The sequence below is a fragment of the Helicobacter anseris genome, from assembly GCF_003364335.1.
Classification (GTDB): domain Bacteria; phylum Campylobacterota; class Campylobacteria; order Campylobacterales; family Helicobacteraceae; genus Helicobacter_H; species Helicobacter_H anseris.
On record NZ_NXLX01000013.1, the window covers coordinates 1 to 25,717 of the forward strand.

A 25,717-nucleotide genomic window follows, 5' to 3' on the forward strand; every position below is an offset into this window, starting at 1 on the left:
ACCTCACTCATTACTGATATGAGCCAGTTATTTCTTAATACTGAGAGAATGAATTTCAGTGGTATTGAAAACTGGAATGTTAGTAATGTAAAGAATATGTGTGGAATGTTTCGTAATTGTGATCGTTTCACTTCAGATTTATCTAGGTGGAATGTCAGCAATGTAGAAAATATGGCATTTATGTTCTGCTTGTGCAATAACTTCACTTCAGATCTCTCCAAATGGGATACTAGCAATGTGAAGGATATGCAAAGTATGTTTTATCGTTGCAATAACTTCACTTCAGATTTATCTAAATGGAATGTCAGCAAGGTAGGGGATATGTCTTATATGTTCTATGATTGCTATGGCTTTAATGCTGATTTATCTAGGTGGAATGTTAGCAATGTAAGAGATATGCATAGTATGTTTTCTAATTGCTATAGCTTCAATGCTGATCTTTCTAAATGGAATGTCAGCAATGTAAAGACTATGGCTTATATGTTCTGTGATTGCAATAACTTCACTTCAGATTTATCTAAGTGGAATGTGAGTAATGCAGAGAATATGCAAGGAATGTTTTGTAATTGCGATAGTTTCACTTCTGATTTATCTAAGTGGAATGTCAGCAAGGTAGTGGATATGTCTTATATGTTCTATGAGTGCAAAAATTTCACTTCAGATTTATCTAGGTGGAATGTTGGCTATGTAGAGAATATGCGTGGAATGTTTCATCGTTGCGATAACTTCACTTCAGATTTATCTAGGTGGAATGTTGGTAATGTAAGAGATATGGCATTTATGTTCTGTGATTGCGATAACTTCACTTCAGATTTATCTAGGTGGAATGTGAGTAATACAGAGGATATGGAAAGAATGTTTTATCGTTGCGATAACTTCACTTCTGATTTATCTATGTGGAATGTTGGTAATGTAGAGAATATGCAAGAAATGTTTTCTAATTGCAATAATTTCAATACTGATCTTTCTAAATGGAATGTCAGCAAGGTAGAGAATATGCAAGAAATGTTTTTTGGTTGCAAAAATTTCACTTCGGATTTATCTAGGTGGGACACTAGCAAGGTAGGGGATACGCGTGGAATGTTTGATGATATTCCAGGATATATCAAGCCAAATTGGTGTAAATATTAAATCCTTTAAAAAGGACAGATTGAGCTTTAAGTTGAGTGCTTAGACACTTTAATGACTATTGGAAAGCAATAGATGAGTTTTCCAATAGGGAAGCTCTCTTTGTTTTCGCACATATAAAGGATAGAAAATGGGAAATAGATGTGTAATTTACAAAGAAAATGAAGAAAAAGGAATTTTTTTGCATTGGAATGGTGGTAGAGATACAGTAGAGCCAGTATTAGAAGTAGCAAAAGAATTAGGATTAAAATATGATGAAATCAAAACATTATTTAGATTTTTCGTAGAACCTGATTTTTCTGATTATTCAATATTAGACAAAGATAATGGCGATAATGGTGTTTATATCATCAATGATGATTTTAAAATAGTTGAAAGGCTTTATAACAAATACTCTGAGCAAAAATCGCACGATCCTAAAAGAATAAAACTTCTTGTAAAAGAATATTATCTTTTGACAAAAGCGATAATTGAACATATTCAAAGTAACGGTTATATAGTTAAAACAATTAAAGCGAGTATTTGTGGGAAAGAGGCTTCAATAAGGATTGATACTGAATGGGATTGTAATACAAATTCTCACAGTTATACTTTTTCGATTGAAGGAAATGTTTTTGGACAATTACCAATAAAGGACATTTCGGATAGATCTCCTATTGATATTTCGCATTTTCTTGCACATAAAATAATAAATGTTTTTTATGAAAAAACAGAAATAATAAAAAGCAAGATTAAAAAAATTCCAAAAGAACAGATCGACAAAAAAAGAATACTAGAAGAGATCATTTCTGATGAGGATTGTTTGTTTTATTGTCAGAATACAAATATTTTGTATTCAATGGTAGAAACTGCAGGAGTAATTAAAATGGTTTCTGAACAAGGTATCCACAATAATGAGATTTTTGAAAAAATAATCATAGACAAAATTGCCTATGAAAAAGATCACATTATTGTTAATGATTTAAAAGGTTTTGTTTATCTGTTTTTAATTCTAAAAAAATATTAATTTGTTAATCCGCTGTAGGTGGGAAGATTTTTGTTTTTCTGCCTACGCAGATTAACTCATAAAATCTTCCTTATTTTATTTTGAAAAATAATTAAGGAAAAATAATGAAAAAGTTAGAAAAAGTTAGAAATATATTAATTAAGGGCAATATTTACGCATTAGCACCATATGCAAAATGCCAAATTAAAGATAATACTTTATTCGTTAAAATAAATCACACTAACTATACAAAAGACTTAAGTTGTGTAGGAATTGATTGGAGATCTATGGAAAGTTTGATGGAAGATGTCGCAGAACATTTCTATTTATTACAAGAAAATGATTTCCGTTTTGATGATGATGAATTTAATGAAATATGGCGTCCTTTAGATCAATATATTAAGAGAGTTGATACACCATATTATTATAATTCCTCAGAATTAGAAAGTTATTTTGATTACATATATTCTTTGTTTAAAGAACAAATTTTGAGTATGGCTTCAAAAGAAAACTTAGCTATTTCTAGTAGGAAAGAAAAAAGTTTTTTCATTACTCCTAAAACGATTTATCCAGAAATCTCTTCTTTGAATTTCTGTAATGAAGAGGCAGAAAAGGCTTTTTTTAAAAAAATCTCTAACACTAAAGATTTAAAGAATATCATATATGATAATGCTGATACAGATGATAATACCCCATTTTTTGCTATACCGAATAATATTTTTTATCTCAATAAAAAGCAAAGAAAGGCGGTTAAAGATGTAGAAAGCTATATTGTAGATGAAAATTTTGATCTGAATGTAAGAGGATTAGTCTGTGATGTGCTAAATAATATAGGTATTGATGATCTTGATGACAGAATATTTTTATCAGAGGAAATGGTTTCTTATGTCTATAAGAATAAGAAAAAGTTTTCAAGTATTTTTAGATTAAAAGATTATTTATTAGAAAAATTGCTCCAAAAACATATTAAGTATAATAAAAAAGAACAATATGTTTATTTTGTCTGGAACGATTATAAAAAAATGATTTTTGATTTTAAAGCCGATGTTTTAGATGAGCTTAATGAAGCAGGAACTAGATTTAGAATTAGAAATTTGAAGGATTTTAATGGAAAAATAGATTTTGTTTTTGAGTTAGAATTAGCTCATACTTTGTTAGATGTTGAACAAAAAGAAAACATCTATCATTTTTCAATCAAGAAAAATTTTATAATTCCATTATTAGAAAAAGATGAATTTGATAGTTCCAGCAATTGTGATTTAATGCGTTCAGTGATTGATATTCTTCTAAGAAGAGAACGCACTAAATTAAATGGTTTTGATTATGCAATTAAACCTCATTTGAAAGAATTCTTTGTTGATGTAAAAGATTCTTACAATGCTGGAAATTGTGTTATTGGAACAGAGCAATTTATGCAAAAGTTTGGCTTAAAAGAGCAGAAAGAAATCAGAGCAGATAAGCTATTCGCTTTGGATTCAAGTAACGCTTTTGTGCGAAGAGCCATCATTGCAGCGTATCAAAAATTTAAAGAAAATGAGCAGAGTGTTTATTAAACACCATTTCATTTCGCCCCTCTGGGGTTTTTTATATTTATACCAAAGCTTATTATGGTAGGTTTTTGTATAAATATTTTTGTGTGTAGCAAAATAATACTAATCTTTTTATATGTATTATGCGTATAGATTTATACATAGTATGTGTGTAAATTAGAATATATTATGTGTTCATTATTGCATATATTATCCATTTGAAATATCTTAGTAAATGAGATAGAATACAGGAAAATAAAAGGATTGCGATGAAATACACACCAAAAACAAAAAAAGAATTAAAAACATTGTGCAATGATCTATCAATCAATCTTGGAGATATTGATACCTCACTCATTACTGATATGAGCCAGTTATTTCTTAATACTGAGAGAATGAATTTCAGTGGTATTGAAAACTGGAATGTTAGTAATGTAGAGGATATGCGTGGAATGTTCTATGGGTGCAATAGTTTCACTTCAGATCTCTCTAAGTGGGATACTAACAAGGTAATTGATATGGCATTTATGTTTTGTGATTGCAATAGTTTCAATGCTGACCTTTCCAATTGGAATGTTAGTAATGTAGAGGATATGTCTTATATGTTCTTTCATTGCAAAAACTTTACTTCAGATTTATCTAGGTGGAATGTTAGTAATGTAGAGAATATGCGTGGAATGTTTGATGATATTCCAGGATATATCAAGCCAAATTGGTGTGAATAATATTTGCAAAAGACAAAGGATTAAAAATGACACAAGAACAATTTAACGATATAAAAGACAAACTAAGAGTTTGTAGAGAAGAGAGAGGTTTAAATAAAGAAGACCAAAAGAGAAACTTTAGAGTCGATTATACAAAAGAGTTAGCTAAGTTTTTTGAGGCAGAGCGTGATAACAATCAGTATGAGATGATTAAAGCTTTATGTAATATGATAGTGGTAGCTATCAATGCAGGAGCTATTAGAAACACTTTATGTTTCAAAATCTCAAATAACTTTTTTAGCTTTGGGTTAGAGAATTCAATAAATACTATTTTTTGCACTTTTGATATTCTCGGCTACGACCCTTACAAATGCTTACTTGAAACTATCAAAGAGCTAAACTCCCGCACTGGTTCTTGGAATGAAGAAGAGGGTAAGTGGGTTGAGGATTTAGGAGCTTATACTGAGGAAGAGGCTTGGATTAAGGCAAAAAGAATAGAAAGTAAATGTGTGCTTGTATGCAGACCAAATGAAATGCTTGGAGTTCCTGAAGATACTTGGGTGTTTGAGGGAAGAGATTTAATTGAAATCAAAAAGTGGTATAAAGCAGATTATGCAAGTTGTAAATTGGAGAGTGTAAAATGAATAGTGTAGAATGTCCTTATTGTGGAGCTTATATAGATTATTCTGAATTTGACTATTTGGAAATGGAAGATGATGATTCCAGAGATTATGAATGTGGTAATTGCAACAAAGAGTTTGAATTATATTCTCATTTAGTGATGGAATATGAAGCGTATGAAAAATGAATGAATAATTAAGCAAAAAACCAAATCAAGGCTATTGTAATTTATATAGATATTTGTTTTTAAAACTAAGAGATTATATAATTGTAGTAGAGGTTGCCCTAAAGAGGTGGCTGCCTCCTTAGGGTTACCTACTTTCAAATGAAAGGAGGTAATCAAATGAAGATATTAACGGATATCTTGATAGTGATTATATTAGTTTTAATGCTAATAAGTCAAGCCTATTAAGATAAAACCTCTTAGCTCATCTCATAAGCGTGGGCTAGGAGAATATCTTCAACCTCTAGCTTATGTTTCAAAAATACTACAAAATACATACAAAATAATCATCATTATGCTTTGTAATCTACAATTAAAATGCTTATAAAAGAATATGCAATATACTCATATTTTATTACTTAATATATGTTTTAATCTAAATATATTATGCGTTATAAATTATAAATATTATTCATTTGAAAATCCATAAAATAGCCTATAAGATTACATTACAAAAAAGTTTTGATTATTAAAACTTTTTATATTTAATTAAAGGAGCAAGAATGTTACTTGATTTTTTTATCAATAATTTTAGCGTATTTTTCTATAATGAATGGGGAGTTGGGATTTATTATTGTTTTGCATTAATCCAAATATTACTTTGCATTTTTTTAATAGTATTGTTTTTCGCTTATGAAAGGTGTAAGAAAAGTAAGTATTTTATTTTTAAACATCTTATTTCGGCATTTGGTTTAATCTTTTTTGTATTCTTTACAATGTTACTGTATTCTACTGCTAGAGATAAGTCTTTAATGTATGAAAATTATTCTATAGAAAAGCTTTATTCTGAAGGACTAATTAGCAAGAAAACCTTTGATCATTTTTATCCTAAAGTTATGAAAGAGAGATTAGAGGCAGAGAAAGAAGCAGAAGCTAAGGCAAAGGAAGAGGAAGAGAGAAAAGAAAAGTGGAATAAACTAAGTGAAGAACAAAAATTAGAAAAAATCGCACAAACAAGGACAAAAGTTTTTTTGATAATTCCTTGTATGATGATGATTGTTTTTTTTGTTTATAAAATATCAGATTTTATGTGGTCTCAACATCTAGCTAATAAAATAACAAGAAAAAAAACAATAATTTCTAATATTGCTATGACATTTTTGCTTGTTATAACATTTTTACTAGCTTATTATGGATGGACATTGATCTTTCCATAGTCTCAACAGACCATTCGGGTGCTTTATTAAGCACTGACTGAGTGGTGCTCTTCAATATCATAACCTTTACCCCACTTATTTTTCATTTGAAAACATCAAAAAAATAACTTATAATTTCTAAAAATTCAAGAAGGATTAAATATGAATTTACTTGGTGCATTAACACTTGCTCCTTTTTTACAAGGTGATAATAACTATTCTAATGAGCGATCAATGACTAGGAGTCAGTTTGCAATAGAAATGGATAACATTCGCTATCAATTTTTGCAAAATATGTTAGAAGTTAAAAAAAAAGCAATTCTTTGGAAAAAAACAATCACACCAGATGAACACCCTAATAAATTATGGGAGGAATATGTATTAGAACCACCTATTTTTGATGGTGATGGCATTCGCTCCTTGATAATTCACGATAAACAGTATTTTAAAGAAGTATTAGACTATCTAAAAGAAGAAAATGCTCCAACTTCAGGTAGTTTTCCTTTTCCTAGATTTTATACAGCTGAAAAATTAGAGAGTGGAGAGATTAATTTAATTATTTTTCAAGATTCCTATGGTTACAAATGGAATGATCCTGAACGCTTTGAGGCTAAAGATCCTAATTATCTAGCTTATTTAGAGAGAAATCTCAAAGATGAGTATTGGTATGAGATTGGAATAGATACTTTTAAATTCTATAAAAAACATTTTCCAAATGATTATGAGGAATGCTATAGCACTTATGATCCATTAGAGCAAACAAGATAATCTTAGATAGGCTTTTGCCTATCCTCTTTACCGCTCCAAGTTTTTCATTCCTTGCAAGTAATTATTCGCAGCACCTTTTCCAAAATTACTATCATAAATATCTTTTTCTACTGAAAGCTTACTTCCTAAATTATTAAGAGTGTTGTATTGTTTATCAATTGTTAGTCTTAATGGGTGATTTTTTTCAATAACTTTACCCTCCTCTTCTGCTTTCTTTAATGCTTCATTTAATTTGAAATTTGACATTTTAATATCGTATGTTGTATTCTTTATGTTAGTTTCAATATCAGATAAACCTTGACCACTTCTCTTAGCAATTGCACTAGCTCTTGAAACTCCCACAGCATAAGCACTATCTGCACCAATCGCACCAAATCTTGATAATGCACTACCTACTGCACCACCTGGAGCTAAAGCCATTGCTACACCAGTTACTTGTCCTGCCATTTCAATACCAGAAGCAATATTTGCATAAGTTTCCATATTCATACCCATTTTACTTGCCACTTTAGCCATATAACTACCACCACTAGCATTTACGCCATAGCTATAGTTTCTACTCTCATTGTGAGAATAACTCACACCACTACTCATACCACCAGTGGCGTGTCCTCCTGCACCACCAGTGATATTAAAGCTATCACCATTTAGCATACCAGTGATATTTGAAGAAGAAGTTTTATAGAAGAAGTCAGATTGAGAACCACCAGCGAGTTTTGTTAATTCACCAGAGACAGATCTAATGCCAGCGTCTAATGCGATAGCTTTGTTTTGATTGATTTTATTTAGGTTAAAATCGTATCCTAAGAAGCCACTTGTTTCACCAGTTATATTCAAATTTTCTCCAGTGAGTTTTTTATATTCATCTTTACCATATTGCATTAATTTTTGCTTAGCTTGGTTGCTTAAATGCTCATAATCTCCTCTTCGTAATTTTGAAACATCATCTTGACTTAAACCTAAATTTTTAAATGTTTCTGAGTTAGCTATCGCAGATCTAATTCCTGCTTCAGTATTGCTAATATAATTTAATGTTTCCCCAGCACTTCTAGCACCCTCATTATATCCTTGTGCAATAATATTTCCTCTAGCTTCATTACTCAACACTCCACCATTGCCATAAACGCCTCTTTTGATTTCCTCATTAAAAGAAGCTAGATTTTTTGTATTATCTCTTGCCTGTTGAGAAGTATATGTGTGTTGTAGCATTGAAACAGTATCATCAAAGTTTTTTCTAGCATTGGTTGCGGTTTTGTTAATAGCTTCAATTGGAGCAGCTACAGAGCTTTGTGTAACTCTAGCAATTTTATCAATGCCATCTCCATTTCCATTGATTTCATTAAATCCTGCGGCATTACCAATAGTTTTTGCAGTTTGTAAGGAAGCATTTCCTTTTGCAACCTGCTGATAATCTCTACTTCCAAAACCACCACTAAGATCCCCAAAATTCTCTCTATTAACTTCTGCACTAGCATTGCTATCCATAATATTTTTACTTGTATTTGTAGCTGCATTATCTCTAATACCCTCTACCCCAATACGAGAAATATTTTCTCCTTGAGCTTTAGCCATACCAAGATTTTCTGCAAGTTGATGTGTGCTAGATTGTTTGATACTATCAAAATAAGCCTTGTTGTCCATACCAAGAGTTCTTTTGTTTGCATTGAAACCTGAAGAAGTAGCGGCATTAGATAAATTTTGTAAATCAGCAAGATCTTTAGCAATGCTTTTAAAGTCAGAACCAACGCTACCACCACCGCTTAAGTTATTTCCATAAGCTTCTCTCAAAGATTGACCACTTGCAATTTGGCTTTGAATACCTGCTTGTGCATTATATTGGATTGCATTCATTTCTTCATTTGTAAATCTACCTTCTTTACCAGCACCTTGCACTTGATTTGTAGAAATTCTCGCATTGTTTTCCAATCCCTGCGTATAATTTTTTCCTTGTGAAGTATTTGCAATATTACCACCTGAATCAAAAGCACCGCTAGCTACTAATCCTTTAGCACCGCCTATTTGATTTAACGCCCCACTTGTTCCTAGTGTTTTTGCCATACTTTCGCCACTAACAGAACCTAAGAAATTTCCATTTTTATCAAAAAGATTTTGTGAGTGGTTCATCTCAGCACCAAGAGTTTTGATTGAGCTTGAGGCTTGAATACCTTGAAATCTTCCACCATCATACATCATATCTAAATCTTTTTGATTGATTATGCTAGAACCAAACCCTGCGACATTGCCTGCACTTGCGATACCACTTCCAATGTATCCCCTAGAATAACTATCAATATCCCTACTTATACCCATTTTTGCAATTGCACTCTCATTATTTGCATTGATTGCGTCTATTAATGCTTTATTAGCCGCTGCATTTTCTAATCCTCTATTGACTGCATCTTGTGCTTGTGTCATTTCCCTTATTGATCCTTCCACTCCTTGTGTTCTGCCAAGAGAAGCGGTAGATTGTGCCATTCCAAAAAACATATAACCAGCACTACCTGTTAAAACTAAAGCAGGGAAGCCTAAGGCAATTATTAAGCCGACATTTGAAGCCAATTCTGCATTGGTAGCCATAAACTGATAATATTCATAATTATGGACATAATCAGTGCCTATTTTTAAAAGGTGCGTAAGAGCATTCTCTTTTGTGTAATTCAAAATAATAGAGTGTGCCAATGCTAAACCGCTTGGTATTAAAGCTACAGATAAAAAGCTAATTACATAAACTGATAGAACTTTAAATATCCTATTAAAACCGCCAAGTGCAGAGAAGAAAATCACAAAAGGAAAAGAAAATATAAAGACACAATTTATAATTGTAATTATAATAGGCATTGTTTCTAATGAGAAGAAAAATTTTGATTGATTGATGGTGTCGTGTAATTTTAAGAATGCAGAATTTGTAGCCTGATTAACAGAATCGCTAGCAATACCTGCACCCATTCCTAATGCTTTTGCAGCTATAGCCCTATCATTCATTATATCTAATTGCCCTCGCACCATATATTGCATATAAGAGCTTAGATTTCCCATATTTGCGTCTAATACCTCTTGACTTCCTGCCATTAAGCCATTATTCAAGCCATCTGAAATATTCATTTCAAATGCGTCGTTTATGTTTAATGAAGTTAGTAAATATTTTTTGTAAATATCCATTGCTGGAGAAACCGTAGGAACAAGATGGTTATTCCAATATTGATTGCAGCTCACATTCTTACCATCTACAAAAATAGTTGAAAAGAAGTCATTCCCCAATGCTTGTTGTGATCCAGGTAGTTTAGCTACCAAATTTGCTGGGCTAACATTTTTAATACTTCCTTTTCCCAATCCCAAAACATCAGGAACAGAGTCTTTAAAATTGCTCTTAAATGGTAAAAAGCAAGATTGAATGTAATTATCGTAACTTGACAAAAAAGCAGTTATCTCTGGCTCTTGCAAGTCTCTTATTGAAACCATCTTTTTTCTATCAATCAAAGAGAAATACTTGAATGCCCCTATATCTGTGTATTTTGTTCCATTGATTGGTGTAGAAGTCTCTTCAACGATTTTTACAAAACTACTAGAAAGATAATTTGTTAAACTAGCAATTATTGCTATAGAGATTGGGATATTTCCCACTGTTCTCAAATTTTGACCACCATTTGTATAGGTTTTATATAAAGATCTTCCATCAGCAATAGTCATTGTTACTTTTAAAGCTTGATTATTCATCGTGGCAAGCAATAAAACCACACCTAAAATATAAGCAGGTATTTTTGTTAAGAATATTCCATTGGGAGCAAAACCACTTCCAAAAGAAGCTTTTATAATCAAAACTACACAAAAGCATAGAATAATAATATCTACCATATTATTCCAAGCAGTGCTATGGTTAAAAATCATTCCAACGCTATCAAAAGCATCTACAGTAGATCTAATATCGTCATATACTACATAGGGGAAGCAGGTTCTCAAGAAAGTATCTGGATTACAAATACTTTCAGGAGTATAAGCTAGCAAAAAAGCACTAAAAGTAAAAAATACGAATAAAGTTTTCTTCATTTTCTCTTATCTTTTTTATTTTCAAGTATAATTGTATCAAAAAAAGATAAGCTTTTTTTGCGTGCATAAAGTCACTTCGCAAAAAAGAAAAGAAAAGGGAAAATATGAAAATTTCAAGTTTTATTAACAAAACAAGTATTCTATCTTTCACATTAGGTTCTTTTATCTCTGGTTATGCTATTTATTCTATGTATCAAAAATATTGTGATCAGATTTTATTAGAAAGCAATATTGAAATTAAGAAAATGCAAGAGGAATTAGATTCGCAAAAAAATTCTTTGCTTGAAAAAGAAAAAAATGTAGAAGCTACACTCCAAGAAAAAATCAATCAACAGCAAAATTCCTTTTCTGACAAAGATAATTTGTTAAAGGCTTATATTAAAGCCTTTAGCTTAAATGAACTATTAGATAAATTATTAGATCTAAAGTTTGAAATTGAAAAAGAATACGACAACGCAGTCAAGGAGATTGAAAACTCTTCAAGTTTTTCTAAATTAGGGAAAACTAGTGATTTTTTAGAACAAATTAAACAAGAAAATAGCGTTAAACAAAGAGGGATTGAAGATTCAATAAGAATAGTCAAAGAAATCAAAGAAAGAAGAAGCAATAACAGTATTTCACAAGAAGGCAATGAACAAAAAGCTCAAGATTTAAAAATTAATGATTAAGAAAAAATCTTATGAAATTAACACAAGAGCAAAAAAAGATCATAGAGAGTAATGCAGAAATTACCCTTATCAATGCCTTTGCAGGTTGCGGAAAAACTTCTACTCTGATAAATTTTTATAAACAACGACCGCAGAATACTTTTTTATATCTTTGCTATAACACATCTATGAAAAAAGAAGCCGATAAAAAATTCACAGGTAGTAATATAGATGTTAAGACCTTTCACTCTTTGGCATATTCTGCCATAGGACATAAATTTAAGGAAAAAATAGAAAGGAATGAGAAGCTCAGAGTTTCTAACTTGAAAGACTTTTTTCCAGAATTGGAACAATATGAAATAGATCTTTTATTAAAGTCTTTTACTTACTTTATTAACTCTAATCTTGGTGAAAATGAATTTCATAAAATTAGTTTCAATATTGGAGGTTTTTACACAAAATATCTCCAAAAACTTTGGAATCTAGTGTGCAATGAAAATAGCTCTATTCCATTTGAACAAGATTTTTACCTGAAAATTTACGAGCAATGCAATTATAAGTTAAATTACGATTATATTTTGGTAGATGAGGCTCAAGACTTAAACCCTGTAATGCTATCTTTAGTGATGAAACAAAAGGCTAGAAAAGTATTTGTGGGAGATACTTATCAAAAAATTTATGGTTTTAGAAATTGTATTGACGCACTCAGTGATTTAAAGAACTTAGAGAATGCAGAAAGTTTTTTTCTAACACAGACTTTTAGATGTCCTCAAGACATCGTTGATTTAGCAAATCAATATTTATTTTTGGCTAATTCTCAAAAGAAATTAATAACACAAAAAGAAAAAACCAATGAAACTTGGAGTGAAACAGAAAGATATACATTTATCGCAAGAAATAATTCCACTATTTTTCTCTTTTTAGCAGAAAATCCTCATCTAAAGATCCATTTTTTTGGTGGAGTAAAAAAATATAATCTAACTGATATTGCCGATATTGCTAGAGTTTTTTCAACAAACGAAAAAAGCAAGGAAAAGATTGTTAATCCTCTTTTTAAAGAGAAATTGAATACTAAAGAGAAATTATTAAATTTTATAAAAGAAAATCCTGATGAAATAGACATATCCTCAAAGTTATCTGCATTTTATATTGCAGTTTCAAATGAAATCAATATTTTTAAAGTGATTAGATCAATCCATCATTACAAAGAAAACGAGTGCGATGTGATTGTTACCACAGCACATAAATCAAAAGGTGCAGAATGGGATAGAGTAGTATTGGCTAATGATCTTTTAAAGGTTTCAATGAGAGACAAAATCCCAAGCGAAGAAATAAATCTTCTTTATGTGGCAATTACAAGAGCAAAAAGTCTTTTGAAAAACTCTGAGCCTTATGATATATTTTCTTTACTATCAGATAAGCCAAATCAAAAAGAAGTTTTAGAAGAAATTAAAAATAATATTTATCAGATTTAAGCGAGGAACTATGAATACAGAAGATAATCCGCAATACAATGAAAGAGAGGCTGAGAAAAAAGAGCAATCCGCCTACAATATCAATAATCAAAAGAAAAAACATCTAAGATTTATTATTAGGATTCTTATCTTTATAGTCATTCTTGCTTTCATTAGTTTTTGTGTAGCAGTTTGGAATAGAATGAATGCACTTTATCAAGAAAATTTAGAGTTTGCACAACAAGAGAAAGCTCAAGAGGCAACAGAAACTTCAAATTTTGATAATTTTAATTTATACAGCACAGCCACAGACGCAAAAATAGATAAATTAGAAACGAAACAAGAAGAGCTTAGCAAGCTCATAAAAGATAGCACAAATGACATCAAAAATAATTTTAAAAAGCTTGAAGACAATGTTACAAAAAATATTGAAGACATTAAGAACAAAACAGAAAAAAGGCTAGATAGGCAAGAAAAAAATATTAATGACTTCATTCAAGATCAAGAGAAAAAAAATCAAGATCATAATAAAGATATGAATAAAATTGAAGAAATAGAAAAAAAGATTGTTCAAATGTTTAATGATCTTGCATTAAAAAAATCAGACAAAAAAACAAATGATAATAAGCAAGGTGGGAAACCATCATCAGGAGATTTTACCGATACAGATCAAAATGATGAAAATGAAAGAACAGCCTCTTTTAGAATTCCTATAGAAGTAGAGGATATACCATTAGATCAAAATTCTATAGAGGAAATCAAACAAAAAACAACACATTCTATTAATATATTTGCTTCTACTGCACAAGGAATTACAATTACTGGTGGAAGTGCCACTGTTATTGGAATGGGGAGACAGCAAGATTTACCAATTCAAATCAAATTGACACAAGATATGATCGCTGCCAATGATAATACAAAGAAATCAAAAGGTTGTTATGTCTATGCTTCTGGCGTAGGAAATATGACTGATAACACAGTAAATATACGACTTACTAAAATCTCTTGTATTTTTGAAGATAAAAGCGGACAGCAATATATTGCAGAAGGACCAATAAAAGGTTGGGTTACCGATGAAAATGGAAATAATGGTATAGGTGGTATTCTTGTTACAAAAGAGCAAAAGATTTTTCAAGCTGCATTACCTCTAGCACTCTATCAATCAGGACTAGACGCATTATCAAAATTAGGCTCTACCACTTTACTTAGTGGATATAGCACTACTAGCTCTAATTTATTATCCTCTGTAAATACAGGACTAACATCAAGTGGTAATACTACGATTAATCGACTTACCACTATTTATGAGAAATACCTCCAAGCAATGAATCCAGTTGTAAATATCAAAGCAGGAAGAGTTATTAGTATTCATTTTGTAGGTGGAGAAATTCTTCAGCTTGTTCCATTTAAGGCTCAAGAGGAAGAAAGCAATGGGGTTAATATTGATAAAAAAGAATACTCTACAATGGGTGATAAATATAATTACGATGATTATGATTATATTTTTAATAAAAATAGCAAGAGAATAGACAAAGAAGCTTCTCAAGAATATTATTATGATGACGAGGAGGAATAATGAAAAAACTAACTTTTCTTTTTTTAAGCCTTTTGTTTGCTTTATTTTTTAATGCCTGTTCTATTGGAGATATGGCTACAGATTGTGATAGTAATGGTTGTAATTATAGAAGAGCTGGATTATGCACCGATGCTTTTTCATTATTAAATGAAGATCCAGATGAAATTGAAAAACGAGCTTACAAAGGGGTTAAATGCAAAGACAGATAATTTTTTTATTTATATTGTTTTTTACTGGCTGTTCTACAAAAACAATCATAGTTGATAAACAAGACTATCAGAATAGATACAAACCAGTGATTGGCACAAGAAATAACGACGCAAGAACAGCTATTGATTTTGGAATTGTGCAAAAGATATGGATTGCACCTTATAAAACATCTAATGGTTCTTTAATTGGTTCTCACGACATCTATATCTGGATTAAGCGACCTGATTTTATTCCTGGAACTGCCATACCAAGCTCAAAAATAAGAAAGGGTGTTCCTACAGAAACAAATACATTGCCATTTACTCTACATAGCGGAGAGATTGAATACAAAAATAATTTAAAAGATGATAAGACAATTTCTGATTTTGTTAATTATGAGAATAAAAACACGACAAAAAGCATAATGAAAAGAGTAAGAGAACAAGAGGAAAAAATCAATAAATCTATGATGACAAAGGAAAAAACAAAATGAAAAATATTTTTTTTACAGCCCTTTTAATTGGAAATATCTTGTTTGCAAGCGATGAGAATGTCATTGGAATGGCTGAGATTAAAGAAGCGATAGGAAAGCTAATAGAACAACAAAAAAAGCTTCAAGACAAAAATGAGGAAATTGCAGACTTATTGAATGAATTTAAAAAAGAAAAAGAGAAGCAAGATGATGAATTTAGAGCCTTTAAAAGTATATTTCTGAAAGAAAAAGAGAAGCTTATTAGCAATAACCAAAAAAATCAAGAAGCGATAAAAAAGCTTAGCAATGCAATAGAAAAAGTGCAAAAAGAGCTAGAAAAAAATGCTGATGAAATCAGGGATTTTGGACAAAAAATACCTAGAGAAATTCAAAACAAGATAGATAACATCAGGGAACTAGAAAAAACAAAAATACAAGAGGAAAAATACAGCAAAGATCCTCAATTAAAAAATGAAAAAGAAAAGATTATGCTTTTTAATAATGATGATACAAAAGAATATTTTTTAGAAAGAATAAGAAAGCTAGAAAATCAAGTGTTTGATTTAGCAGAAAAGCAAAAAAACTGCGAATGTTATATAAAAAGCGAGAATGATAAATGACTGAATATATAGTATTAGCAGTTGTAGGAGTTATTGTATTCTTTATTCTAAGAAATCCAAAAAACATAGAAAAGATTAAAAAAATATTTACAGAAATTATTTTGGATAAATTTTTATTACCAGAATTCAAACTTGACCACAATGCAATCAAGAAAAGCTCTATTCAATTATTGAAAGATACCTCTACTTTTTCTGACAAAATTTTATTGAGAAGCTATTCAAAACCAGAGAATTGTGATATAGATGATTTTGGTATCTTTTTCTTATGCACTGGTAGAATGGGCATTGGTTTTGAATTAACAATGCCTCCAGTGGCAACAAACTCAATCACAGATAATATTAGAGATACGATCCAGAGATTTGATGATATTAAGGATTTGGTAGTTGAAATTAAAACTATTTCCTCAAAAAATGTAGATTGGTTTTGTAATAATATTGAAAAAGTTTCAAAGTGTAATAGCAAGGTGGGCAATGCTGTTATTCTGAAAAAAATAAAAGAAGACCATATCAAAAAAATAAGGCGTTGGACTGATGAAGAGAGTATGAGTGAAAAAAAAGGACTAAGATTTTTTGCAAGAGATTTTAGAACTTTTATTTTTTTCTTATTTCCAAAAGGCTACTCACAAGAAAAAATCAAAGATCATTTTGGAACAATTAAATCAGCAATTCCTAATCTAACTGGTATTGAACCCCATTTATTAGTTGTGCTATATCACGAGATTTTAAAAAACAATTACACAGAAGCATTGCACGACTTACATCAACCAATTAACAAACAAATTGCAAAAGGTATCGAAGTTGATATATCTGATAGAAATGGGGTAATAAAAATTGGAAAAGAGAAATTTGCTCGTGTTCTAACAACAAATCGCTACCCAATTCACACAACAGCAACAGATATTCAAAATGCTTTTTTTGATTTTAATGGATTAAAGGAATATCCAATTACTGGTTCTTTTATGGCTTCTTTGGTATTACATTTTGAGAATGCAAAAAAATTAAAAAACCAAATATTAAAAAAAGCTACAAAGAATGTAGGTTCTATTGGTTCTTTTATGGAGAGTAAGGAGGGAGGAAAACAAGCCTCTACAAATCCTAATCTTAAAAATGTGTTAAATGAAAGCAAAGACATAATAGAATACATCAATGATGGTGAAAAAATCGCAGAAGCATTTTATTCTCTCATTATTTTTGAACCTAATCAAGATAGATTAAGAAAAACTTGCGAGAGTATTAAAAGGAGCTTTAAAAATATTAGTTACGGTGGCTGGGAGATTGAAGAAGAAACTACCCCAATAACTTCATTTATGACTTTTATTCACTCACTGCCTTTAAATTTTGATTTAACTACGAAAGATTTTATCAATCGTTACAATCTCTTTTTTTCAAGCAATATCTCTGCAGTAATGCCAATACTTGGAACTTATAAAGGTGATAATAAACCTGTATTAAAGTTTTTTAATCGCACAGGACAAGTTTGTGGTATCGATTTTTTTAGTGGTGAAAATAATTACAATGTAAATATCATAGGACAATCAGGAACTGGTAAATCATTTTTAACAAACTCTATCGTTTTGGCTTATTTACAGGCTGGAGCAAAACTAACAATCTTTGATATAGGTAAGTCTTATAAACCTCAATGTTCTTTAGTTGGTGGAGAATATATCGTTTTTGATGGCACTAAGGATATTTGTTTGAATTTCTTTACTTATGCAATTGAGGAAAAAATCTCTGTAGAAAGTTTAAAGGGAAATGATTATCTAACATTCTTGAACACCAAAGTAAATATTAGCTCTGTATCAAAAGAAGGGTATATTCATATGCTCTCTGATGATACTTTAGAGAGTTGTGTGAAAATTATTGGTGCAATGCTTAATACAGATATTCAAATAATGACTGCAGGAGTGCAAGAAGAGGTATCTTTAGCAAAAAACATTATTGCAAGTGCTCTTTCTTTGGCTTTTGTAAGAAAAGGTAAAGACGCTGGAATGATTGATGTATCAAATGCATTAACTACGCTTAAAAAAGATATAAGCAATGAAGAAACGCTAAATATCATTGATACAATTATCACTGGTATTGCACCTTATTCCAACAAAGACCAAATCTATTATAAGTATTTTAATGGTGCAAATAATATTAATATTCACTCTGATTTTACTTTAGTTGAAACAGAAGAAATTGCTGGTAAGGCAATTTATAATGTTATTTATTTAGCAATGCTTGAGAGAGTTGTGCAAGAGTGTTACTTTGATAGAAGCAAGCAAAAAATTGTTATTTTTGATGAATGTGCTCCATTATTAAGACACCAAATCGTTGCACCATATCTTGATGACGCTTCAAGAAGATTAAGAAAATATAATGCCTCTATGATTACAGTTACACAAAATCCAGAAGATTTTGAGGCAAACCCTAGAGCAAAGGCAATATGGCAAAATAGTGATTTCAAATTGTTGCTTCCAATCAAAGATGTAGGACAATACTTCCAAAATGATAGGATACTCTCAAATTTAAATGATTATCAAAAAAGCTTATTAGAAAGAACAAATTCATTTTTGCCAATTTATAGTGAAATTACTTGTTTTGCTGGGAAAATTACTGAAATTCTAAGGCTTAAAGTTACACCAATGGAATACTCTATTTTTACTTCAAAAGCAGATGAAGTTAATAAACGATTAGAATTTCAAAGGAAATATAGCCTTAGTGAAAATCAAGCAATATTATTTTATGCTTATTTCCTTGAAGGAAATTTTAGTGAGAGTGAGATTTTAGAAAAAGTAAAAAAAGAAACCACTAAAGAGGATACGACCTTTTGGACTGGAGTTTTGAGAAAAGCCATCACAAATAAAAGCGTTATTCCTTTTGCACAGCCCATCTTTAACTCCAATCAACAGATTATTAGTTATGAATTCTTTTTAAAGATTGAGGCTACCAAGCAAGATAGCCCAGAGCTTTTTGGTTTAAATCATTTTTCTGATATTGCAGTAGAACAAAAACTCTTAACAAATCTACACAAGCAATTATTTTCCAAAAGTATTAAAATTGCCAAAGAAAAAAATCTTGGTGCTGTTTCATTCAATGTCGATAATTCAGAAATCAATGAAAATTATTTTTCTTATATGGGAGAGATTTTCAAGAGTTATGATAATGGCGTGGTAATTTTAGAGATTAATAGCGGTTTTTTACGAGAGAGAAACTTAGAAAATATTGATAGCTTTATTAATGCTTCAAAAGAATATGAAAATGTGCAAATTGTTATATCTGGGGTTGATTTGGATTTAAATTTGGAAATGATACAAAGAATTAAACCAAACTCTATAAAAGTAGATGGAGAGCTAATCAAAACTGCTATTAAAAGAAAAGATCAGACTGATTTGGAGAAACTAAAATTATTTGTGCAAATTGGCAATACCTATGGAATTGGTATTGTAGCAATGCACATTGAAACTGAAGAAACTTTTACTTTTGCGAAAGATGTCGGTTTTGATTATTTTCAAGGATACTATCTTGCAAAACCTGAAAAAGCCGAAGAAATAATTCAATACTAAGTAGGAAAAAATGCTAAAAAAATTATTTGCTTCTTTTAAAGATAAAAATACTGTTGGTGGATTAGAAAAAAAGATTATTAAAAATCATAAAGACATTACTTCCATTAAAAACGAACTTTCAAAAGTAAAATTTGGAAACAAAAAATCTGTTTTGCAAGAAAAGCTAGGAAAACTCTCAAAAGAAAAAGAGAGGCTTGAAGATGAATTATTGAAATTAATAAATAAAGATTGTTTATATCTAGGACTATCCGCAGATTTTGATAATCTAAAAAATGGTTTAGAATTAAAATTAGTAAAGTGGGAAGATGTAAGTAACCATTGCCTTGTTTTAGGAACAACAAGGGTTGGTAAAACAAAGCTAATGCTAAATATTATCAAGCAAAATATCCTAAGAGGCGATAACATTATTGTATGCGACCCAAAGAATGGTATTGACTTAGAGGTTTTTAACAAAATGATAGAGTTTGCTGACAATGCCAATAGGATTGATGAGTTTTTATATGTCAATCCTTTTATGCCAAATGCTACGGAATATTTCAACCCTATCTTTAATATGTCTGATGATGAAGTTGCTTCTTTGATTTCCTCTATCCTCTATCCAGGTGAGGACTCAGATTCTAAATTTTATAGCGGACACGCAGAAACAATTCTAAAAGCACTTTTATATGCTCTAAGCTATCTTGAAATGAACACTGATCCAAAAAAAGAACTCAAAACACAAATAATAAAAGAGCAATGGCATATTTATGAAATGATTAAAACAAAGAATTTAAAGATTGATGAAAATAATTCCAAAGATGTTTTTGATAAGATCGAGACACAAATCATTAATAAAGAACTCGGAACAATTCCAATTTTTAATAGGAGCTTCTTAACCTTTAGAGATATTTTGTTTTACTTGGACAAAGAAAAAATCAAGCTCCTAAAAACTTCTTGTGAATCTATTCCACCAATAGATGAAAAGACGGCTTCATTAAGATCTCAGGTGCTTATTCAAATTGATAAATTTTTACTCTTACCAGATGAATTTAATAGCAAAATTTCATTAGCTTTGGTGAATTTCCTCTCCTCCCTTTCCATAGGAAGCTTAGGAGATATGCTATGCACGATAAAAATTAATCCAATTGCAGCAAGACTATTTAACAATGAAAAAGGATTGATTTTATTAATGCACCCAGTGCCAATGATTGCAAAAAAGACCTCAGAACACCTTGTTAAGGTTATCTTAAAATCTCTTGAAAGTATCTATGGTGGAGTATCTCTAACTGGTAGAGCTGTAAATAATAGGAGGCTATATATTCATCTTGATGAAGGTGAAAGTGCTTTATATAAGGGTGCTGAGAGTATTCTTAACAAAGGAGCTGGATTGGGACAAACTATGCTAATTTATACTCAATCAGACGCTGACTTATCTCACAAACTAGGAGAAACACTTGCAAAGGTTTCAAAAGATTCCCTCAATACCACTTTTATTTTTAAGATGAATGATGTTTCCTCTAAAGAAAAAGTTGTAGAAATGTTTGGACAAAAATACATAATGGAAAGCAATGTTATGTATAGAGAAGGGGCTAGTGCTACAAGTTTTAGCAATACAAAAAAGAATTATTTAACGACTTCAAGCATAGATAAATTAGGCGTTGGTGAATGTTTTTTTATCAATAAGGATTCTAAAAATAAGCTATTTTTACCCTTTATTTCAGGAGTTGATACTGAAAGATGTCTCGTAGTTACTGATTTGAGAGATGAGGAAAAAATAACTAAAATGCTAGTAGATTTAGAAAATAGGAACTTGGGAGTTTAAAAATGCGTCCTTTAAAAGAAAGAATACAAAAACTAATAGAAGCACTAGATACAAGATTATTAGAGAGAAAAACTCTTATTCGTATCTCGATACTAACTATTTTTTCCAAACACCATATTATGTTATATGGAGTGCCTGGCGTGGCTAAAACCTTTGCAATTAATAATATTATCAAGATTATTGACAAAGAAGTTGCTTGGCAGATTACAATGTCAAATGAAACTGGACTTGATGATTTAATTCCAGAGCCTCAAAGAGAAGCTCAAGAAGTTTTAAATGATCCTAGATGTATCCTCTCGCAAAGATTTATTTTCTTAGATGAAATGTTTAAAGGCACTCAAAACCTACTAAACGCCCTCTTGCCAATTTTAAATGAAAGGGTGTATCAATTAAGCGGTAAAAACTATCCTTTAAAGTTAAATACTGTTTTTGCTGCTAGCAATGAGATACCACAAGATGATTTTATTGAACCCTTTAGAGATAGGATATTGTTTTGGTTTGATGTTAAAAGACTAGCAGAGCAAGAAAATAAATTAAAATATTACAAAGAAGACTTTACCGCAGGAAAAGAGCTTGAAGAGATTTTTACTATCGAAGATATTGAAGAGGTTAATGAATATATAGACAAAACAAAAAGTTTAAAAATGAATGAGGAAATCGCAAAACTCTATGAAAAAATTATAGTAGAAATACTAAGAAACTCTATTTCCTTATCTGATAGAAAATCTGGAAGTGGTTTTATCATTAAAGCCTTAAAAACATCAGCTGTGTTAAATAATAGGGATAAGATAGATCATAGCGACCTCCTATTAATGAAACATTGCACCTGGACTGATTTAGATCAAAGAGTTTTAGCTTTTGAAGCAGTTGAACGCTGTATTTTTGGTTCTAAGGCGGCTATACAAAAGAATATTATCAGTTTGATACAAAATTTTAGAGATTTAACTTCAAGGACAACGCCAAAAATTGCGGACTTAATAGAACTTATCGTATTTTTAGATTTTACTAAATATGATGAAACTTTAAAAATCTTAAAAAATTACAATCAAGAAATACAAGACTTTGAGAAAAAATTAAATGAGCTTTTGACAGATAGAGAGGAAAAAGAAGCAATATTTCAAAGCTGTCTTGATAATGTATTTATTGCAGATGATGTTTATCAATGTGCTGCACCTTATAAAGAAGAAGAAGTCATTGATATGATTGATGAGCTTGTTACATTATTTGAGATAGAAAAAAACAATATTCAAAAGAAAATTGATGAATTGGATAGTTACGATAAATACCATCTTGCATTTAATCAAGCAAACTCATAAAAGGATAACAAATGAAGATTATACTTAGTTTTTTACTAGCTTTTTTTACTTTATATGCTATTGACAATAAAAACAATGTAGTTAGCAAGGGTTATAATGCTTATGAGGATATTGAAACACCTTCTCCATCAGATGTATTTCAAGATATTTTAAAAGAGTTAAAAACTCAAACAGCTATACAGAAAGAAATTTTAGAGATACTCAAAACTACCACAGGCTTACCAAAAAAAGTGGTAATAAATGGCAAAGAATGTATTGAAAATTCTAGTGCTGATTGTTTTGTTATGCCTATAACTGGGGACGCATTAAAAATACCAGTAATGAGAAAATGGATAGAAAATCCAAGTGTTGAGAATGCTTTAGAGTATTATAAATGGCAATCAAAATATCTAAATCATACTTTTAATGCAGGCTATTCTCTAAACTTCGCTTCTATGAAAATTCCAAATCCTTTTATCGGTGCTTCTCCTGTAATGCAAGGTGGAAATAATGACTCCTCATATCAGCAAAAAGAGCAGTTAGATAAAATCATTCAGAAAAATGCAAGGAATCTAACACTGCAAATCCTCTTAGGGAAAGATACTTTTGATATTGATTACACAGTTAGGATTTTTGATATATACAAAGATATTAAATCTTTAGGCGTAGATGTTAAATTTGTTTTTAAAGATCAAAAGTCTTTTAATCTCTTTAGAGAATTTCACTACAAAGCACCAAACAAGGAATACAAAAAGAATTTTGATAGCATATCTCAAAAGGACATTATTATTGATAGTGAATTTTTTGATAAGATGAAAGTCCATCTCACTCCAATTTACTTACTATCCTATATCAATGAAAACAACGACAAAAATATAAATGAGGTTATCGGTGCTGGTAGAGAAAAGCTAGATACCATAAGGAAGAAAATTCAAAACTTCTTAATTCTTTTCAATATTTCCAAACCTAGTGAATTTAATGATCAACAAAGCAGTGATATTCCTATCGACAAGAATATAAGAGAACTAGAAGAGGAAAATATTATTGAAAAAAATAGTGAAGAAGGAAAAAGAGCTAAAGATTTTAAAGAGTTGTTAGAAAAAATGAAAAAGGAGAATAATAGTGCTAAAAAAGATTTTTAATCTAATTTTTGTTTTAATTTTTGCTACATCAAATACACTTGCTGCAAGTGGTTTAGATGATTTTTGGAATAGTATGAAAGAGGGGTTCAATAACTCTAAATTCGGGCAATTTTTTAATGATAGAGGTTGGAGTAATTTTACAAATTCTACTTATAACCAAACAGGTGATAGTTATGGAGGTTCTTATATTGGTGGAAGTGGTAGTTTTAGATTCTCTGATGATCAATCTTCCTATAAACCCTGGATAGATTGGGAAGCCCCAAGTGTAGAAGCAGATTGTAATGGTTTAAAATTTAATCTAGGTTTTGCTTCATTGGTTGATTTTGATGATATTGCAGAAAATTTAGGGAATGTAGGAGGGGCAGTTATTTTTGGTATCCTTGTTGCATTGATTAATTCTCTACCTACACTAAATCAAGCATTCTCACAAATTAAGGCTCTTGTTCAATACATTCAGAACTTACTAAGAAATGCCTGTAATTTCTCTAAAAACATTGCTTCAGATCTCATTAAACAAGGACAAAATTATTTAAAAGACCAAGCAAGTCAGCCTGACGCAGGATTTGCGATGAAAACTGCCAATATTTTTGCAAATGGGCAAGACTATCTTAGCAGTGCAAACAATCTTGTAAATACAACAGTTAGTGAATATAAAACTAAATTCCTTAATGCTGTGAAGGGTAAAAATGGTGGTGCTTCAGATACTGGTAAAAAACTATCAAATGAATATGAAAGAATGGCGGAATCTTTTTACCGTGTAGGTTATTTCCCTAGTATTTTGATAAGTCAATATTTACCAGAAAATGATGTTATTGCTAAAAAAGTTGTTCCTCTTACCATAGCAGATATTAGTGTTAATGGTTCATTGGATCTATCCTCTCCAAAAACTTTCTATCTTCTTGCTGTTAATATTGTAGGAGATCCAGAGGGTATGTCAGCTAATGCATTAGCAGATCTGCAATTCTCAAAAAATGGAAAAACAATCGTTGATTTCAATAATGCAATGATTGCAAATGGTAAGGTTGATAGCTCTTATGATCAAATTAGCAATCATTTTGCAGAAGAGAAATTTGCTCAAGAAAAAGGCGATGTTAAATTATCACCTCCTACACCAAATGTTCTTGTAGGTGGAAAATCACAAACATTCTTACACGATTTGCTCTATGGCACAACAAGTAAAACCATTAAAATAGACTCTCAAAAGATTGCCTATGCACAAACAGTGTCTAAGTCAAACAAAGTCTATCAAATGTTTAGAACTCTCCAAAATCAAGGTAAATCTCAAACAGTTAAATGGGAAGGATTAGAGACTGAGAGCTTAAAAGCAATCGTATGTATTTTAAAAAGAAGCTCAAGCAATACAAGAGTAGCTAGTGTCGTTTATGAAGACGCCAATAATGTTAGTTGCAATGGAAATATATCTAATAGCTCTAGCACTAATGAAAGTTTTGCTCTAATTGCTCCTGATTGGGCGGTGAAAATTAATGAAATTGTTTTGTTTGCTTTAGATTATTTGAAAAATAAACCTACCTTCTCAGGAACAATGGACGGAGAAAGAGCAAAATCTTTAGCTATTTTACTTGCAAAGCAAAATGCTATATACTACGCCCAATTCTTGATGGACAATATTAGAAATATTTATGAAAATAACACCACTAGCATAAAATCTGAAAGCATTAAGAATAAAGATAAATTGATGAATGAACTAAGAAAATACAAAAATGACTTGGAAGAAGAGTTGGAAAAACAAATCAATTTACTAAATAATTTTGAGACTATGTATGACAATGCTGGTAAAAAGAAAAAGGCTCAATCTATCCAAAAATAAAAGGATT

At 30.5% G+C, this 25,717-nt stretch carries 20 protein-coding genes; 19 read left to right on the top strand and 1 reads right to left on the bottom strand.

Going from position 1 to position 25,717, the window contains the following annotated elements; genetic code table 11:
- The 8 genes from CQA57_RS05655 to CQA57_RS05685 all read left to right on the top strand — a co-directional run.
- On the top strand, positions 1-1,131 hold a 1,131-nt coding region (locus tag CQA57_RS05655; protein ID WP_115579262.1), incomplete at its 5' end, for a BspA family leucine-rich repeat surface protein.
- A gap of 127 nt (positions 1,132-1,258) precedes the next feature.
- Complete coding sequence (locus CQA57_RS05660) at positions 1,259-2,134, top strand: hypothetical protein (RefSeq protein WP_115579263.1); 876 nt, start codon at positions 1,259-1,261, stop codon at positions 2,132-2,134.
- Between the two features lie 104 nt (positions 2,135-2,238).
- On the top strand, positions 2,239-3,666 hold the full coding sequence (locus tag CQA57_RS05665) for a hypothetical protein (protein ID WP_115579264.1): 1,428 nt from the start codon (positions 2,239-2,241) through the stop codon (positions 3,664-3,666).
- 245 nt (positions 3,667-3,911) lie between these two features.
- Positions 3,912-4,367: a BspA family leucine-rich repeat surface protein gene (locus CQA57_RS05670; RefSeq protein WP_115579265.1), complete on the top strand. Its 456-nt coding sequence runs from the start codon at positions 3,912-3,914 to the stop codon at positions 4,365-4,367.
- A gap of 26 nt (positions 4,368-4,393) precedes the next feature.
- Positions 4,394-4,990, top strand: a complete 597-nt coding sequence (locus tag CQA57_RS05675) for a hypothetical protein (RefSeq protein WP_115579266.1) — start codon at positions 4,394-4,396, stop codon at positions 4,988-4,990.
- Positions 4,987-5,154, top strand: coding sequence for a hypothetical protein (locus CQA57_RS08155; RefSeq protein WP_170126835.1), 168 nt, complete (start codon positions 4,987-4,989; stop codon positions 5,152-5,154). Before CQA57_RS05675 ends, CQA57_RS08155 begins: the two co-directional genes overlap by 4 nt.
- A gap of 539 nt (positions 5,155-5,693) precedes the next feature.
- Positions 5,694-6,347 carry a hypothetical protein gene (locus tag CQA57_RS05680; protein ID WP_115579267.1) on the top strand — a complete coding sequence of 218 codons (654 nt, stop codon included), beginning with the start codon at positions 5,694-5,696 and terminating at the stop codon, positions 6,345-6,347.
- 141 nt (positions 6,348-6,488) lie between these two features.
- Entirely contained in the window at positions 6,489-7,094 is a 606-nt protein-coding gene (locus CQA57_RS05685) for a hypothetical protein (RefSeq protein ID WP_115579268.1), read from the top strand.
- A gap of 27 nt (positions 7,095-7,121) precedes the next feature.
- On the opposite strand, the gene CQA57_RS05690 is transcribed toward CQA57_RS05685, so the two are convergent.
- Positions 7,122-11,138: a conjugal transfer protein TraG N-terminal domain-containing protein gene (locus CQA57_RS05690; protein WP_115579269.1), complete on the bottom strand. Its 4,017-nt coding sequence runs from the start codon at positions 11,136-11,138 to the stop codon at positions 7,122-7,124.
- Between the two features lie 104 nt (positions 11,139-11,242).
- On the opposite strand from CQA57_RS05690, the gene CQA57_RS05695 reads away from it, so the two are divergent.
- From CQA57_RS05695 to CQA57_RS05745, 11 genes are read left to right on the top strand one after another with little or no spacing between them, the layout of a single operon-like run.
- Complete coding sequence (locus CQA57_RS05695) at positions 11,243-11,806, top strand: hypothetical protein (RefSeq protein ID WP_115579270.1); 564 nt, start codon at positions 11,243-11,245, stop codon at positions 11,804-11,806.
- An 11-nt stretch (positions 11,807-11,817) separates the two neighbouring features.
- Positions 11,818-13,260, top strand: a complete 1,443-nt coding sequence (locus CQA57_RS05700) for a UvrD-helicase domain-containing protein (protein WP_115579271.1) — start codon at positions 11,818-11,820, stop codon at positions 13,258-13,260.
- 10 nt (positions 13,261-13,270) lie between these two features.
- Positions 13,271-14,815, top strand: a complete 1,545-nt coding sequence (locus CQA57_RS05705; protein ID WP_115579272.1) for a TrbI/VirB10 family protein — start codon at positions 13,271-13,273, stop codon at positions 14,813-14,815.
- On the top strand, positions 14,815-15,024 hold the full coding sequence (locus tag CQA57_RS05710; RefSeq protein ID WP_115579273.1) for a hypothetical protein: 210 nt from the start codon (positions 14,815-14,817) through the stop codon (positions 15,022-15,024). The genes CQA57_RS05705 and CQA57_RS05710 overlap by 1 nt, the downstream gene beginning before the upstream one ends.
- Positions 15,009-15,497 (top strand): hypothetical protein, encoded by a 489-nt coding sequence (locus CQA57_RS05715; protein ID WP_115579274.1) that lies wholly within the window; start codon positions 15,009-15,011, stop codon positions 15,495-15,497. Before CQA57_RS05710 ends, CQA57_RS05715 begins: the two co-directional genes overlap by 16 nt.
- Entirely contained in the window at positions 15,494-16,096 is a 603-nt protein-coding gene (locus tag CQA57_RS05720) for a hypothetical protein (protein WP_115579275.1), read from the top strand. Before CQA57_RS05715 ends, CQA57_RS05720 begins: the two co-directional genes overlap by 4 nt.
- Positions 16,093-19,644: a TraG/VirB4 family ATPase gene (locus CQA57_RS05725; RefSeq protein ID WP_115579276.1), complete on the top strand. Its 3,552-nt coding sequence runs from the start codon at positions 16,093-16,095 to the stop codon at positions 19,642-19,644. Before CQA57_RS05720 ends, CQA57_RS05725 begins: the two co-directional genes overlap by 4 nt.
- 10 nt (positions 19,645-19,654) lie before the next feature.
- Entirely contained in the window at positions 19,655-21,445 is a 1,791-nt protein-coding gene (locus CQA57_RS05730; protein WP_115579277.1) for a type IV secretory system conjugative DNA transfer family protein, read from the top strand.
- Positions 21,446-21,447: 2 nt separating this feature from the next.
- A complete protein-coding gene (locus CQA57_RS05735; RefSeq protein ID WP_115579278.1) occupies positions 21,448-22,761 on the top strand; it encodes an AAA family ATPase in 1,314 nt (437 codons plus the stop codon).
- Between the two features lie 11 nt (positions 22,762-22,772).
- Complete coding sequence (locus CQA57_RS05740) at positions 22,773-23,882, top strand: hypothetical protein (RefSeq protein WP_115579279.1); 1,110 nt, start codon at positions 22,773-22,775, stop codon at positions 23,880-23,882.
- Positions 23,863-25,710 carry a conjugal transfer protein TraH gene (locus CQA57_RS05745; protein ID WP_115579280.1) on the top strand — a complete coding sequence of 616 codons (1,848 nt, stop codon included), beginning with the start codon at positions 23,863-23,865 and terminating at the stop codon, positions 25,708-25,710. The genes CQA57_RS05740 and CQA57_RS05745 overlap by 20 nt, the downstream gene beginning before the upstream one ends.
- Positions 25,711-25,717: the final 7 nt, after the last annotated feature.